At 42.7% G+C, this 15,104-nt stretch carries 12 protein-coding genes; 10 read left to right on the top strand and 2 right to left on the bottom strand.

Annotated elements, in window-relative coordinates; all coding sequences use genetic code 11:
- Positions 1–16 precede the first annotated feature (16 nt).
- The 3 genes from CEF21_RS14690 (at position 17) to CEF21_RS14680 (ending at position 2,440) form a co-directional block, all read left to right on the top strand.
- Positions 17–481: a phBC6A51 family helix-turn-helix protein gene (locus tag CEF21_RS14690; RefSeq protein ID WP_123917598.1), complete on the top strand. Its 465-nt coding sequence runs from the start codon at positions 17–19 to the stop codon at positions 479–481.
- A gap of 115 nt (positions 482–596) precedes the next feature.
- Entirely contained in the window at positions 597–1,595 is a 999-nt protein-coding gene (locus tag CEF21_RS14685) for a protein kinase family protein (protein ID WP_123917596.1), read from the top strand.
- Positions 1,562–2,440, top strand: a complete 879-nt coding sequence (locus CEF21_RS14680; protein ID WP_164462200.1) for a DUF3037 domain-containing protein — start codon at positions 1,562–1,564, stop codon at positions 2,438–2,440. Before CEF21_RS14685 ends, CEF21_RS14680 begins: the two co-directional genes overlap by 34 nt.
- Positions 2,441–2,484: 44 nt before the next feature.
- On the opposite strand, the gene CEF21_RS14675 is transcribed toward CEF21_RS14680, so the two are convergent.
- Positions 2,485–3,528, bottom strand: coding sequence for a tyrosine-type recombinase/integrase (locus tag CEF21_RS14675; protein WP_123917592.1), 1,044 nt, complete (start codon positions 3,526–3,528; stop codon positions 2,485–2,487).
- Between the two features lie 50 nt (positions 3,529–3,578).
- Between CEF21_RS14675 and CEF21_RS21735 the strand changes: the two genes are divergently transcribed.
- The 4 genes from CEF21_RS21735 to CEF21_RS14655 all read left to right on the top strand — a co-directional run bounded on the left by CEF21_RS21735 (position 3,579) and on the right by CEF21_RS14655 (position 10,233).
- Complete coding sequence (locus CEF21_RS21735) at positions 3,579–3,737, top strand: sporulation initiation factor Spo0A C-terminal domain-containing protein (RefSeq protein ID WP_123920280.1); 159 nt, start codon at positions 3,579–3,581, stop codon at positions 3,735–3,737.
- 846 nt (positions 3,738–4,583) lie between these two features.
- Entirely contained in the window at positions 4,584–6,773 is a 2,190-nt protein-coding gene (locus tag CEF21_RS14665) for a bifunctional metallophosphatase/5'-nucleotidase (protein ID WP_123917590.1), read from the top strand.
- 55 nt (positions 6,774–6,828) lie between these two features.
- The gene (locus tag CEF21_RS14660; protein ID WP_123917588.1) at positions 6,829–9,402 is read left to right on the top strand and encodes a bifunctional 2',3'-cyclic-nucleotide 2'-phosphodiesterase/3'-nucleotidase; all 2,574 of its coding nucleotides are present in this window, start codon (positions 6,829–6,831) and stop codon (positions 9,400–9,402) included.
- A gap of 93 nt (positions 9,403–9,495) precedes the next feature.
- Positions 9,496–10,233 carry a glycerophosphodiester phosphodiesterase gene (locus CEF21_RS14655; protein WP_241156685.1) on the top strand — a complete coding sequence of 246 codons (738 nt, stop codon included), beginning with the start codon at positions 9,496–9,498 and terminating at the stop codon, positions 10,231–10,233.
- A gap of 179 nt (positions 10,234–10,412) precedes the next feature.
- Here the strand turns inward: CEF21_RS14655 and CEF21_RS14650 are convergent, their stop codons facing one another.
- Positions 10,413–10,649: a DUF2627 domain-containing protein gene (locus CEF21_RS14650; RefSeq protein WP_123917586.1), complete on the bottom strand. Its 237-nt coding sequence runs from the start codon at positions 10,647–10,649 to the stop codon at positions 10,413–10,415.
- A gap of 154 nt (positions 10,650–10,803) precedes the next feature.
- Between CEF21_RS14650 and CEF21_RS14645 the strand changes: the two genes are divergently transcribed.
- The 3 genes from CEF21_RS14645 (at position 10,804) to bcd (ending at position 15,068) form a co-directional block, all read left to right on the top strand.
- Positions 10,804–12,870 (top strand): sigma 54-interacting transcriptional regulator, encoded by a 2,067-nt coding sequence (locus tag CEF21_RS14645; protein WP_123917584.1) that lies wholly within the window; start codon positions 10,804–10,806, stop codon positions 12,868–12,870.
- A gap of 129 nt (positions 12,871–12,999) precedes the next feature.
- On the top strand, positions 13,000–13,890 hold the full coding sequence (gene yqiS, locus CEF21_RS14640) for a phosphate butyryltransferase (RefSeq protein WP_123917582.1): 891 nt from the start codon (positions 13,000–13,002) through the stop codon (positions 13,888–13,890).
- A gap of 83 nt (positions 13,891–13,973) precedes the next feature.
- Positions 13,974–15,068, top strand: coding sequence for a branched-chain amino acid dehydrogenase (bcd, locus tag CEF21_RS14635; RefSeq protein WP_123917580.1), 1,095 nt, complete (start codon positions 13,974–13,976; stop codon positions 15,066–15,068).
- The last annotated feature ends 36 nt before the right edge of the window (positions 15,069–15,104 follow it).

The following is a 15,104-nucleotide window of genomic DNA, read 5'->3' as shown; positions in this document are numbered from 1 at the left end:
AACGGAGGTAATACGAATGAAACTACGCGACTTAGAAGCGCGCCTGACCGAACAACAGCGGCTGGCTGCGCATATGATTACGGATAATGAATTCGGCGGCAAGGAAAAGACGCTGGATGATATTGCGGAAGAGGTTGGCGTGTCCAGGACTACGCTTTATACATGGCGCACGAATGGCGACTTTACCGCCTATCAGAGCGCACTATCTGACGCTCATCTTAACAAGTTCCGCAGCGAGGTTGACGCCCGGCTGATGGACTTGATTATCAAGGGACCGTCAAATAACGGAGTGGCTTCGATTAAAGCGCTCGAACTTTATTACGGGCTGATTGGGCGTAAGACTGCGACGCCACTCGTTCAGATCGGTACTAAACCGCTGACTCCGCAGTTGACCGATGATGAGGTAGCGGAAGGGTTGGCGCAGATGAGCAAGAAGTTGGAACAAAGTAAGGTAGGAAGTGTAACGAAATTTATATCCTAATCATAAAACATCAAATATCATAATAAAATCTGTATAAATTGGAAAGTTTTATTGTTTTTTTCCCCTTGTGCTATTAGAATAAGTACAGACTTTAGTCCGAGGGGAGATTGCTTAATTGGTCGTTCGAAAGATACATGTAGAAACCTTCCTTAAGTATTTAGGAACTGGTATAACTCAACCTGCGTTAGTTATTGGAGACGATTATAAGAAGTACATTTTGAAAACACAAAAAGTAGTAGAAAAAGGCACAACAAGTTTTTATGACTGTATGTTTATAAATGAACTCCTAGCATATCAAATAGCTTCACATCTCGAAGTTCCAGTTCCAGAGGCCGCAGTTGCTTATTTAGACCAAAGAATAATTAACAATGACCCAGTTATTCAATTCGCCCATAGATTTTATGAAGGAGAATTATTCGCTTCTCTCGAATTAAAAAACAAGGAAGATAACTTGGTTGAGAATTATGTGGAAATGATCAATCAAGGCAAGAAATATCTGAATAAAACGTGGAAATCTTTTTTTAATAATATTACTAATTCACAAGATATAGTGAAAATAATAGCATTTGATCTACTAATTGCTAATTTTGATCGTTATAACAATAATGGTAACTTGCTCGTAGCAAATGATAACGGAGAAAGAAAAGTTTTTACAATAGACCACGGGCACGCTTTTTTTGGGCCTATTTGGGAAACCTCAAAAATTAATGCCATGAGATCTGTGTCTGATGATTTAAGTGGATATATAGATCCTACGGTAGATCTAATCTTAAATGGGAATGCGTGGTTTGGAAATGGATTAGGTGAAGTTTTCCATGCTTTAGAATCCAATATTAACTTGAAAAATTTAAATGACAACCCATTTAAAGAAGTAGTATCCATTATTGAATGCATTACTGAGGAACTCATAGATGAATGGTTCTCAAACATACCTCAAAGTTGGTTTAACTCCGTTGACGAAAAGGTTATTATTAGTTATTATAAATCGTTCATTCTTAAACAAAAAAATGTAGTAAGACATTTAATACAAAGGCTGGCTCATAGGCGTGCATTCACAAATTATTTAGGGGGTGCGTTAACTTGGCAGATAGACAAGAGTGCTGGTACAGTATAGTAAGGTATTGTGCTGACAAAGTTTCAGGCGAAGTTATAAATGTTGGAATAATTCTACACACTATAGAAGATAAGAATAGTACAAAATTCCAATTTTTGAGTGAAACTTCCCTTAAACTTAAAGCAATAACAAATTCTCAAGTTGAATTAAACATATACAAAAGTTTTAAAGACTCAATAGAACATTATTTAGCTAAAAGCGTTAAAAATATGTTTGGACAGGTCGGAGAAATCGAAATAGGTAGTCCTTACATGGACAACTTTTTATTCCAACTTCATGATTACTACACAAATAAGCAACTATTTTTAACTAAACCTACGTATTCGTATACAGGGAATCCTAACATGTTATTTAAAAGCCTGTTTGAGACATATATTGGCGAAAAATATTTAACCAATAGTCATAAACATGTAAGTGTAAAAAAATACATGAAGGAGGTTTTTGAGGAAAAGGCACTTTTAGACAAGAAGGTTAAGCACGACTTTTCAATTAGCCCTATCCATGATCTTGATCATATAAAAATTAACATAGATTTCGGATATAAAAATGGAGTTTGGAACTATCTGCAAACCATCCCAAATCTAAATGGTCCCTCAAAAAATACAGAGTGGTTTGCTAAAACAAAGTTTATGTTTGAAAACTTAAATAAAGACACTAAAATTCATTTAATGTATAGAGAATCAGACATATCTGAACAGAAGGAATTCTTTAGTACTTTAGATTATCTACAGAAGTTAGATGAGAGTAGAATATCCAGGCTTAATCTAGATAATAGAGGGAAAGTTCTTGAGTTATGTAATATTATTGAAAGGGATGCTCACAACTTAAGTGATCTGGTATCCTAATTCGATTTAGAGAAAAGCCCTGATGATACAGGGCTTTTCTTATTTTACATAAACTTCTTCCGCCCTCGCTTCCGATCATTTCCGCTATCAATTAAATTCTGCACCGGACTCGCTTTATCATGCTGCGTTTGAATATCGGTGTTTGTATACTTAACGTACCTATTCGTCATCGAAATATCCGCATGTCCTAAAATCCGCATCAGCGTAAAAGGATCCCCGCCTGACTTCAAGAATTTTACCGCCATGTAATGCCGGAACGTATGCGGCGACACTCGGACGCCTGTCACACCGACTCTCTTCGCATATTGTTTCAACATCTTCGCAAACGTATCCGCCATATAGCGCTCACCAAATTGCGTCAAGAACAGATAATCGCTAGACTCAACGTTGATAAAATCGACCAACTGCAGCACTGTCTTTAAGGTCCGTATAGATATCGGCACGATCCGCGTCGTCCTGGTTTTTGCTATCTCGGGCCGAACCGTAATTTGCCGCAAGGTCATATCGAAATCAGATACGCGGAGATTCGTCAGCTCATTAATCCGCAGGCCGGTATCGATTAAGACGAGCATCATGGCGTAATCCCTGAATCCGGTATAGACTCGCTTATTTGGCGCTTCCAAAAGCCGCAGCACATCTTCATCCGAAAAGACCGCGAAAGTATCCTCGTTATCTATAAACGGTTTGATTGACGCTAATGGATTCTGGGCGATAATTCGCTCGCTAACGAGAAAGTTAAATAATACGTTGAGATTCCGCCGCAGGTTATTCAGCGACCGCGCAGAGACGCCAATCACTTCTGAACTATTCGTCGGATGGTCGTCCCATTTCTGCTTCTCGTTCTTCATATAGTCGAAGTAGCCGCGCAGGGTATCCGTAGTTAATGCAGCGTCCGGCCTTTCCGCATACCATCCGTTAAAGTGAAGCAGCGCCTGTCTGTACGTTTTAATGGTCCGCTCAGACCGGCCTTCTGATCGCTTAGCGGCCAAAAATCGCTCGATTTCCGCCTGCAGGTCGATATTCTTCCGTGGTACCGACCGGCTTTTAAAGTTGAATTTGCGGCCCTCATTCGTTTGTGATTTCGCCATAAATTAACGCTCTCCTTTATCCGATAAGTTTTCGGTTGAGATTGCGATGAATTCACGGAAATATAGAGGAAATTCATTGGAACGACGATTTCAAAAACCGTTCAAAACCGCGCGGCTACACGGTCAGCATGACAAAAGCAAAGCCGACCAACTCCGAATTCATTGCGATGGTTGCGGATAAGCTTCGTCTGGAGCATATGGCTTCATAACACATTTTATTCTGTCCCGGGATCCATTGAAATTTTTGATAAGTCCTTGTACTCATACTTGAATTCATGAAAATAAAAAAACGCCTTCTCTGCGGAATGAGAAGGCGTTTTTTGCTGCGTTCTTTTGCAAAGTATTCTTTTGTAAGAAGCAAGCCCGGGGGCGGAGGGGCCTGTAAGCTGAAAATCATTATTCAACCAAGATCATCTCCCTATACCCGAGGCGCCCTTATGTATGAAGTACTGTATCTAGTTTTCAAAAGTCCAAGCGTTACATGCAAAAGCAAATTTTTAAAATCGATTTTAATTTATCCAATTTTCCCGTGCCTGGCTTTTTGCCGGATTAAAAGCAACCTGCACTGACGTTGATGACAAGTCAATCCTTTCTTGATTGAATCTATTAAAAAAGAAAGGCTATGTTAATGCATGTTGTTGATTTTTGACACCTGTTGATTGAATAGGAAAGCGTGAGACTTCTGCTTAGAGCAGCGGGACGGATGAGACCCCGCAGTGGCGAAGCCAGGAGGCGGCTCACCGCCCGCCCAAGAATAAGCGAACGACTGCTTGCTGTAATCAACAGCCAAGTTTAACAGAGCTAAAAGAAAAAATCTTCAATTCCTGAGTCCAGCTGGGGGAGAAGGTTTTTTCTCTGTTTTCCTTTAACTGGAGGAAGAAAAGAGCTAAAATCCGACAATAGACCTTATATTTCAGCAATATCTCTCCTACTTTTCTATCATTTTACAGCATTTACAAAAAATCTACAAAATTCATAGAGGATTTTTACAATAGGTATCTAGAATTACTAGTAGCCAGTCAAACTACATTTTGTTTTAGGAGGATCTGTACATAATGAGAAGAAGAATAAGAAGGTCCATTCAGCGAAGGCTGTTAAAATCAGCGTTTGCTTTTTCGGCAGCTGCAAGTGCGGTCGTGCTAGCAACTCCGGCAGCTCCCCTTGCATCTGCGGAAGAGGCGAACGTTAAGGTTCAATTGCTTGGCATCAACGATTTGCATGGGAAAATCGATGTGACAGGAACTTTGGCCAATGATCCTAACAAATACGGCCGTGCTGAGTATTTAGCTGCTTATCTGCGTCAAAGAGAAGCTTCGAATCCAAACACAATCATGATGCATTCAGGCGATATGGTAGGCGGCAGTTCGCCGGTTTCTGCATTGCTGCAGGATGAACCAACGGTTGAAATAATGGAATCCCTCGGCATGGACATTGGAACGGTCGGAAATCACGAATTTGACGAAGGTGTTCCTGAGATGAACCGGCTGATTAAAGGTGGAGATCATCCGAACGGAACGAAAGGATATGACGGGATGAACTTCCCGCTTGTAGCGGCGAATGTGACCTATAAAGATACAGGGAAGCTCGTACTGGATCCTTACAAGATTATCGAGTCCGGCGGTGAGAAAATTGGTTTCATCGGTGTTGCGACAACCGCGACACCAGCCAATGTGGTAGCATCAGCCGTGCAGAATATAAAATTTACGGACGAGGCGGAAGCGATTAATAAGTATGTTCCTGAATTGAAAGCACAGGGAGTAAAAGCGATTGTCGTCCTAGCCCATGTCCCTGTTGAAGGAATGGGAACTCCTTCGGGTGAACTTGCGGATCTTGCGAACAAAGTGGATGACGAGGTGGATGTCATCTATGGAGCTCATAATCATAAAAAAGCAAATGGCCTTGTTGATAACAAACTTCTCGTTCAAGCGTGGGAGTACGGCAAAGCGTTTGTGGATGTAGACTTAGAAATTGATCGGACTACACACGACATCGTTAAGAAGCAAGCTGAAATTATAGATGTTGTTCAAGGCAGCATTGCGCCGGATCCAGCGGTTAAGTCAATCATGGACAAATATGATGCTCAGGTCGGCCCGAAGCTTGATGAAGTGGTAGGAAAGACTTCATCTGCACTTGAGGGCGGTTACGGGAAAAAAGGAGAAATCGGGGATAATGCGCTGGGGAATTTAATCGCTGATGGAATGAACGCTGAAATGAAAAGTGATTTTGCCATGATGAATGGCGGAGGTATCCGTGATGTGATCAATGAGGGAGACATTACTTGGGAAGAGCTGTTTAACGTGCAGCCATTCGGAAATTACCTGGTGAAAACCTCTGTAACCGGTGAAGGACTGCGCGATATTGTCAACGCACAGATTTCTGCCCAATACGGCCCGGATTGCTCAATCGGTGGATTTACGTATAAATGGGATGCGAAGACGAACAAAGTAACCGAATTAAAAATGGCAGATGGGTCGCCAATTGAAGATAAAAAAGTTTATACCCTTACTGTTAACAACTATATGTATGATCATGGCGATGATAAATACAGAATTCGTGCAAACGGAACGGGAAGAACTGATGGCCCGGTCGATTTAGATGCAACCGTTAATTTTGTGAAATCGTTCAAAGAGCCGCTTTCCTATAAAGCGGAAGGAAGAATTTCAGAAGGAGCGGCTGCAGAAACTCCATCCGAATGGGAAATGGATAAAGAAAAAAGTCCGACAGGAAGACTCATCATTAAAAAGGCGGCTACGCTCGTTAAGCTTAAAGAGGATGGGACGCTCGTGAAAATTCGCGATGTGCTTCCAAGGGAACAGCTCCGCGTTTACGGTTCCAATAGCAAATGGCACAACGTTGGCGGAGAATACTATGTTGCAGCCGGGCCAAATGCTGTGATTTACACAGGAAGAATCCTGATTAAACAAGATATGAAACTTTATTCATCTAACGGCGTGGTGTACCGCACTCTGAAAAAAGGAGAGGCTGTAAAAGTCTATTCCCTGGAAGAGGATAAGTACCAGACTGGAAACGGCTATTACGTGAAGAAGGACCGCAATGCTGTTTATTATGAGGGCTACGTATCGCTTAGGTCGGATGTCCCTCTTTTAAAAGAAGGAGCAGCGGTTAAAACGTTGAAAAAGGGAAATCTTTACCGCGTCTACGGAGTGGAAGATGATCTTCTCTATGTTGGCGGGGGCTATTCCATAAAGCTTGATGCAGGCAAAGTTATCTACACGAAAAATTAATGGGAATAAGGGAAGGATTCATCCTTTCCCACTACATATAATGGGGGATTAAAAAATGAAGAAAAAGAATAGCATGATGAAACTCTCTTTGGCGGCAGCTGTTGCTTTAAGCACCATTACCATTCCTTCCGCTTTTCCTGTTTCTGCGCAGGGAGAAACGGCAGATTCCATTGTTAAGCTGCGCTTATTGGAAACGACAGATATTCATACGTTTATAACGGATTACGACTACTATTCAGATTCCGCAAAAGAAACGTTTGGATTTTCGAGAACGGCGTCACTCATTGATAAAATGAAAGCCGAAGCGAAAAACTCCATTCTTGTTGATAACGGAGACTTGCTTCAGGGGAATCCGCTTGGAGAGTATATGGCTAAAGTGAAAGGCTTGAAAGAAGGCGATATTCATCCCGTTTATAAAGCGATGAACCAAATGGGGTACGATGCAGCAACGTACGGCAACCACGAATTCAACTACGGGCTGGATTTTCTAAATGAAGCAACAGATGACGCGAATTTCAGTTATGTAAATGCCAATGTGTACCGTGCAGATGGAGATCAAAATGCTGATAATGATCAAAACTACTTCACCCCTTATAAGATAGCAGAAAAGAAAGTAACAGATGAGAACGGAACAGAGCAGACCATCAAAATCGGTTACATCGGATTTGTTCCGCCTCAGATTAATACATGGGATAAGGCGAATCTTGACGGAAAAGTCATTACTAAGGACATCGTTAAATCCGCTCAAAAGTTTATTCCTGAAATGAAGCAAAAAGGCGCCGATCTTATTGTAGTCCTATCCCACTCCGGACTGGACCTTGCTGCACAGGGAGATGGAGCGGAAAATGCTGTATTTGACCTGGCAACAAAAGTGCCGGATATCGATGCAATTGTTTCAGGACATCAGCATAATATGTTCCCTGGAGATGCCCGCTACAGCAATGTGGACAAGATCGATAATAAAAAAGGAACGGTGAATGGAGTTCCTGTTGTGATGCCTAAAAACTGGGGTTCACATTTAGGTCTGATCGATATGACCATTTCCAAAGTGAACGGCAAATGGGAAGTAACGGATTCCCAATCAACCGCTTCTCCGATCTATGATTCAGCAGCCAAAAAATCATTGGCTGCACCTAAAAAAGAAATTGTGGATGCTGTAAAAGAAGAACATGAAGGCACTCTTGAGTATGTCCGTAAAGAAGTCGGACAGACGTCTGCTCCGATCAACAGCTTTTTTGCCCTTGTAAAAGATGATCCTTCTATTCAGATTGTCAATGATGCACAGCGCTGGTATGCTTCAGCGAAGCTGAAAGGCACAGAGAACGAAAAGCTGCCTCTTCTGTCCGCAGCTGCTCCTTTTAAAGCAGGGGGAAGAAACGGCTCGGGTTATTTCACCAATATCCCTAAAGGGAAACTGGCGATTAAAAATATCGGAGATTTATATCTCTACGATAATACGCTTCAGGTCGTTAAATTGAAGGGTTCAGATGTAAAAGAATGGCTTGAAATGTCTGCAGGAGCCTTTAATCAGATTGATCCATCTAAAACAGAAGATCAGGCTATCCTTAATCCAGAGTTCGCTTCATTTAATTACGATGTCATTGACGGAGTAACGTATCAGATTGACGTGACGAAGCCTGCAAAATACGCGGCTGATGGAAAAGTTAAAAATGCGGATGCGAGCAGAATTAAGAATTTGAAGTATAATGGAAAACCAATTGACATGGATCAGGAATTTTTAGTAGCCACAAATAACTATCGGGCTTCGGGCGGAGGAAACTTCCCTGGTGTCACACCTGATAAGATTGTCTTTAAAGCACCAGATGAGAACAGACAGGCACTGCTTCAATACATTCAATCCAAGGACATACTCGATCCTAGTGCAGATGAAAACTGGTCCTTTGCAAAAGCAGATGCAAAAGGAAAAGTAACGTTTGATTCATCTCCAAATGCAAAAGATTTCATTCCGAGCAGCGGGGCGGTTGCGTACAAAGGAGAAGGCAAAGACGGATTCGCAAGCTATCAGCTGGATCTTTCTAAAATGAAGGATACAGAGGAGGAGCCAAAGAACGAAGTTGGTGAAATGACGGTTGGGTCGATTCCAACCGGAAGACTGATTGTCAGACAGCCGGTTGATATCATGAAGCTAAAAGAAGATGGAACGCTGGAAAAATACCGCACTGTCATGAAAAATGAGACGATCCGTGTTTATGGCAGCAATGACAGCTGGTACAATGTAGGCGGCATGTACTTTGTGAAGAAAAGTTCTCAAACAGCTGAATACACTGGACGTGTACTGATTAAGAAAGACATGAAGCTATACTCCTCCAACGGGGTTGTATACCGCACACTCAAGAGGGGAGAGGCAATCAAGGTTTATGGCCAGGATGCCGCGAAATATGACGTCGGCGGCGGCTATTATGTGAAGAAGTCAGCGGATGCCCTATACTTTGAAGGAATGGTTACACTCAAAACGAATGTGCCTCTGATCAAGGAAGGCAGCAGAACCATTTTCCTGAAAAAAGGCCAGCAGTACCGTGTGTACGGAACAGAGAGCAATAAACTGCTAATGGGCGGCGGATACGCTATTATGCACGATAAAACAAACATGTCATATTCTAAGAACTAATCAAAAAACACCGGACTTATCCATGCAAAAGTCCGGTGTTTTTAATACTTACTGCTGGTGGTATAGATACATAAAGGCAGGAAAGCAGGTGGAATGATGACGTTGATTTTTGGACATAGGGGCGCAGCCGGTACGATGCCTGAAAACACAATGATCTCTTTTGAAAAAGCGATTCAGTCCGGTGCAGACGGAATTGAACTGGATGTTCATTTAAGCAAGGATCAAATTCCCGTTGTTATCCATGATGAAACGGTGGACCGGACAGCCAGCGGCACTGGCCTTGTCAATGAGTATCTGGCTGAAGAGTTGGTTTTGATGGATGCAAGCTGGAAATTTAATGCGTATCAACATCAGGCGAAAATTCCATTGTTAGAAGAGGTGCTGGAGTGGGCCTCTGGAAGCAGGGATCCTTTTATCCTGAATATAGAATTAAAGAACAACATTATCGATTACCCGGGGTTAGAAGAATCCGTTATTCACCTTATAAAGAAATACGGCCTGGCAGACCGGGTCATTCTGTCCTCGTTTAATCATGCAAGCATGGTCCAGGCGATCAAAATTGAACCGGGTATCGAAACGGCGCTGCTTTATACAGATGGGATCTACAAGCCGTATGACTATGCCAGAAAAGCGGGGGCAAGGGCTATTCACCCGCTGTTAAGGACGGTCAGAAATGAGCTGATTGCTCTTTCCAGAGAAAACAGTATTTCCGTAAGGCCATTTACAGTAAACGAAGAACAGGATATGAGGATGCTGTTTGAATGGGGGAGTGACGGTTTTTTTACAGACTACCCGGAGAAAGCAGCTGAAATTAGAAATTCGCTAAAATAAAAAGTGTTGAAGCACGTTATTGCTAAACTCATCCTGTTCACTTGAGCGGCAGGCACAAGCTCAAGTTCTTAGGGAAATGTGAGGCAAAACGGTGAGAGTAAGTGAACGGCTGGCTGCAACAGGCAGTCCTGTCTATCAGAGCAAATAAAAAAACAGGCCATCTGCACTGGCCTGTTTTTTCATCTTCTGCTAAACCGTTTCTGGACCTTATTGTGTTTCCGGTCCCGATAAAAAATAAAGCCAGCCACAAAGCTAAGACCGCCAATAAATAAAAGGACGCCGATGAAAAACTGGAGCAGCAGGGATGGAATGGGAGGCTGAAGAATGCCGAAAAATAAATCCCTCATTAATTTTATTCCATACGCAGCCATGATACCGGGAATTAGCATAATCGTTAATGCAATGATTCTGGACATCTCTGTAACCCTTTCCAATTGCATTCTATAGCTCTATTTTCGCTCTCAAAAAAGATTTGTCAAGGCTAGATTGTATGATATGATGGAGTTATGCAATAATTTGCAAAATAAAAAAGGCGTATTGAAAAATTTTTCATGTTTAAAGGGGAACTTTATGCAAAAAGTGTTGCTCATCGGTGCGGGTAAAGGCGGAACGGCTTTATTAAAAATGTTAATTGAAACAAAAATGATGAAGGCTGCCGCAGTTGCGGATATAAACGATCAGGCCCAAGGGATGATTTTTGCTAAAACGAAGGGGATCCCGACTGACACAGATTGGAGAAACCTGCTCACAGAAGAAATTGATGTCGTTATGGAAGCAACGGGGAAATCGGATGTATTAAATGAACTGCTGAGCACAAAAAACAGCAAGACAATTGTTGTTCCGTCATCTGTTGCCCACATTATCTCCACGCTTATTACAGAGAAAGAGCAGTTAATTACGAAGCTGAGAGAACAGACAGGAAAGTATACAACGATTTTTGATGCAACGAACGACGGAATGATTGTCATTGATTCAAACGAAGAAATTATTTTATTCAATAGAATGGCAGAAAATATGACAGGACACATGAGAAATAATGTGCTAGGCCGGAAAATAAGAGAGGTTATCCCGACGACGAGGCTCCCGGAGGTTCTTTACAGTCAGGAAGCTGAGTATAACCAGGAGCAAGTGCTGGATAACGGCCTGAAAATCATTGCCAACCGCATCCCGATCATGAACGAAAATGGAACACTGAGGGGAGCTCTATCTTTATTTAAAGATATAACCGAAGCTGTTCAGCTTGCGGAAGAGCTTACGAACCTCAGGGAAATTGAAACGATGCTGACCGCAATCATTCAGTCCTCGGATGAAGCCATTTCAGTAGTAGATGAAAAAGGGAGGGGAATTCTTGTTAATCCTGCCTATACGAGAATGACAGGGTTAAAGGAAGAAGAGATTATCGGATTTCCTGCCACTGCTGATATTACAGAAGGAGAAAGCATGCATCTCAAAGTTCTCCAGACGAGAAGGGCTGTTCGGGGTGTGCGGATGAAGGTGGGGAATAGCAGCAAGGATGTCCTCGTCAATGTAGCCCCAGTGATTGTAGATGGAAAACTGAAAGGCAGTGTGGGCGTAATTCATGATGTCTCAGAAATTAAGACATTAACCGCTGAATTAAATCGAGCGAGGCAGATTATCCGGACCCTTGAGGCGAAATATACTTTCTTAGATATTATCGGCGAGAGTGAAGAAATGAAGCTTGCCATCGAACAAGCAAAGCTTGGCGCCAAAACACCGGCCACTGTTCTGCTTAGAGGCGAATCGGGTACGGGAAAAGAGTTGTTTGCGCATGCCATACATAATGAGAGTGACAGGAAATTCAACAAGTTTATCAGAGTGAATTGTGCCGCCATTGCAGAAAATCTTCTGGAAAGTGAATTATTCGGCTATGAAGAAGGGGCATTTTCAGGAGCAAAAAGAGGCGGAAAAAAAGGATTTTTTGAAGAAGCAAACAATGGCAGTATTTTTCTGGATGAAATCGGCGAACTTTCGCCTCAAATGCAGGCAAAGCTGCTCCGGGTCCTCCAAGAAAAAGAAATAGTGAGGGTCGGGGGGACAAAACCTGTTCCTGTAAACGTCAGGGTGATTGCCGCGACCAATCTCAAAATTGAGAGGGCGATGACAGAAGGGGGGTTCCGGGAGGATCTTTATTACAGGCTCAACCGCTACCCGATTTCCATCCCTCCATTAAGACAGAGAAAAGGGGACATTGTTCCGCTGTGCAAACATTTGATTCGAAAGATTAATCAGGATTATGGAAAGAATATAGAAGAAATTTCCTCGGATGCTGCCCGGATTTTATATGAACATGACTGGCCGGGGAATGTAAGGGAGCTAGAAAATATTTTGGGAAGAGCCATGATTTTTATGCATCCTTCCGAAAGATGCATAAAATCCTCGCATCTTCCTGATTTTGTGGGCGGAAACCCATCCGTTAAACAGCCTGAGAACGTTCAGGATCTTCCGGAATTCACTCTTTCGGAAGCGGTGGAACGGACAGAAAAAGACTTCATTAAAGCCGCGCTTCTAAAATTCGGGTATAATCGGACGCAGACGGCAAAATTTCTGGGTATTTCCCTTCGCAGCTTGTATTACAAAATGGAAAAATACAATATTGCAAATCATAGCACGCAATAATGTGCATATCATGCAATAATTTGCAGGTCGTACCTTAGGTTTAGACCGTCTTTACAGAATCTCTATGCTGGCACGCTTTTTGCTACTATACAATATGGGTGCACTTATTTTGAAGAGGGTGATTCAAGCATGAACCTGCAAACAGTTCTTGAAAAAGCGTCCGGTATCCAAGGAAAGAGGACGGCCATAGCCTGCGGAGAAGATCATGAAGTGATTGAAATGATCTTAAAGGCTCAGGAGTATAATCTGGCAGAATTCATTCTTTATGGAGACGAAGCAAAAATTTCTGCTTTGCTTGATGAAAAGAGGGCGAATCAAAAATCACTTGAGATTGTCCATGCTTCTTCTCAGAAGGAAGCGGCTGAGATGGCAGTAAAAGCTGTCCGCAGAAAAGATGCCGATGTGCTGATGAAAGGCGGGCTGCCTACAGCTATTCTTATGAAAGAAGTGCTGAATAAGGAATATGGCCTGCGAACCGGTAACATTTTATCGCACGTTGCTGTTTTTGATGTCCCGTCCTTTAACAGACTTGTATTCATTACAGATGTCGCAATGAACATTCAGCCAGATCTTCAGCAAAAAATTCAGATTACTGAAAATGCAGTGAAGACTGCGGGACGTCTCGGTTTGTCCCTGCCGAAAGTCGCGCCGATTGCGGCGGTCGAAATGGTCAATCCATCCATGCAGGCAACTCTGGATGCGGCCGTCTTAACACAAATGAATCAAAGAGGCCAAATCGGCAATTGTCTGATTGACGGACCGATGGCTTTGGATGTCGCTGTATCAGAAAAAGCAGCAGAGCATAAAGGAGTAGCCGGGGAAGTGGCCGGGAAAGCGGATATTCTGCTTATGCCAAATATGGAGGCAGGAAATATTTTCTATAAATCGCTGGTTTATTTCGCCCATGGGAAAGTAGGCGGTCTTATAACCGGTGCCAAAGCTCCCATTGTCGTAACGAGCCGGTCCGATTCTTCTGAAAGCAAACTGTATTCCCTTGCTCTTGCTATTTGCAATGCTTAAGTTCAAAGCTGATTAAAGAAATCAGCAGTCAGGTAAAAAAGAATTGATGATATTCTGAACGTGAAAACAAGGAGGAAACGAAAATGGAACTTTTTAAATATATGGAGCAATATGATTATGAGCAGGTATTATTTTGTCAGGACAAGCAATCCGGTTTAAAAGCGATTATTGCCATTCATGATACAACGCTTGGACCTGCTTTGGGCGGAACACGCATGTGGACATACGAATCAGAAGCAGCGGCTGTTGAGGATGCACTAAGGCTTTCCCGCGGAATGACGTATAAAAATGCAGCCGCCGGTTTAAATCTTGGCGGAGGGAAAACGGTCATTATCGGAGATCCGAGAAAAGATAAAAATGAAGAAATGTTCCGGGCATTCGGCCGCTATATTCAGGGCTTGAATGGAAGATACATAACAGCAGAAGATGTAGGAACGACCGTTGAGGATATGGATATCATACACGAGGAAACCAAATATGTTACGGGTATTTCACCTGCATTCGGTTCTTCAGGAAATCCTTCTCCGGTTACAGCTTTCGGTGTATACAGAGGAATGAAAGCAGCAGCAAAAGAAGCGTTTGGAACGGATTCCCTTGAAGGAAAAGTTATTGCTGTACAAGGGGTGGGGAATGTTGCCTTTAATCTGTGCCGCTACCTTCATGAAGAAGGGGCACAGCTGATTGTCACAGATATTAACAAAGAAGCTGTTCAGCGTGCGGTAGAAGAGTTTGGAGCAAAGGCTGTTGACCCTGACGAAATTTACAGTGTGGACTGTGATATATACGCACCGTGTGCACTTGGAGCGACGATTAACGATGATACCATTCCCCAGCTGAAAGCACGTGTTATAGCGGGTGCTGCAAACAACCAGCTGAAGGAAACTCGTCACGGCGATACGATCCATGAAATGGGGATTGTTTATGCACCGGATTATGTAATAAATGCCGGAGGTGTAATCAACGTAGCGGACGAACTATACGGCTATAATCGCGACCGCGCCCTTAAAAAGGTGGAAGGAATCTACAGCAACATTGAAAGCGTCCTTGAAATTGCAAAACGCGACAGTATTCCGACCTATAAAGCAGCAGACCGTCTTGCGGAAGAAAGAATTGAGCGGATGAGAAATTCAAGAAGCCAATTCCTTCAGAACGGCCAGCACATCTTAAACCGCCGGTAAGCAGGCGGAATCTGCATCATGCGTATTAGCTTAGAA

The organism is Bacillus sp. FJAT-42376, from assembly GCF_003816055.1.
GTDB lineage: Bacteria > Bacillota > Bacilli > Bacillales > Bacillaceae > Metabacillus_B.
The sequence above is the reverse complement of the archived record's forward strand: the minus strand, read 5'-3'. Positions and strand labels throughout refer to the sequence as shown.

Bases quoted from the DNA above. Each gene is read 5' to 3' on its own strand.
- CEF21_RS14690 (WP_123917598.1), top strand. From the start codon at position 17: ATGAAACTACGCGACTTAGAAGCGCGCCTGACCGAACAACAGCGGCTG.
- CEF21_RS14675 (WP_123917592.1), bottom strand. From the start codon at position 3,528: ATGGCGAAATCACAAACGAATGAGGGCCGCAAATTCAACTTTAAAAGC.
- CEF21_RS14665 (WP_123917590.1), top strand. From the start codon at position 4,584: ATGAGAAGAAGAATAAGAAGGTCCATTCAGCGAAGGCTGTTAAAATCA.
- CEF21_RS14660 (WP_123917588.1), top strand. From the start codon at position 6,829: ATGAAGAAAAAGAATAGCATGATGAAACTCTCTTTGGCGGCAGCTGTT.
- CEF21_RS14655 (WP_241156685.1), top strand. From the start codon at position 9,496: ATGATGACGTTGATTTTTGGACATAGGGGCGCAGCCGGTACGATGCCT.
- CEF21_RS14650 (WP_123917586.1), bottom strand. From the start codon at position 10,649: ATGTCCAGAATCATTGCATTAACGATTATGCTAATTCCCGGTATCATG.
- CEF21_RS14645 (WP_123917584.1), top strand. From the start codon at position 10,804: ATGCAAAAAGTGTTGCTCATCGGTGCGGGTAAAGGCGGAACGGCTTTA.
- yqiS (WP_123917582.1), top strand. From the start codon at position 13,000: ATGAACCTGCAAACAGTTCTTGAAAAAGCGTCCGGTATCCAAGGAAAG.
- bcd (WP_123917580.1), top strand. From the start codon at position 13,974: ATGGAACTTTTTAAATATATGGAGCAATATGATTATGAGCAGGTATTA.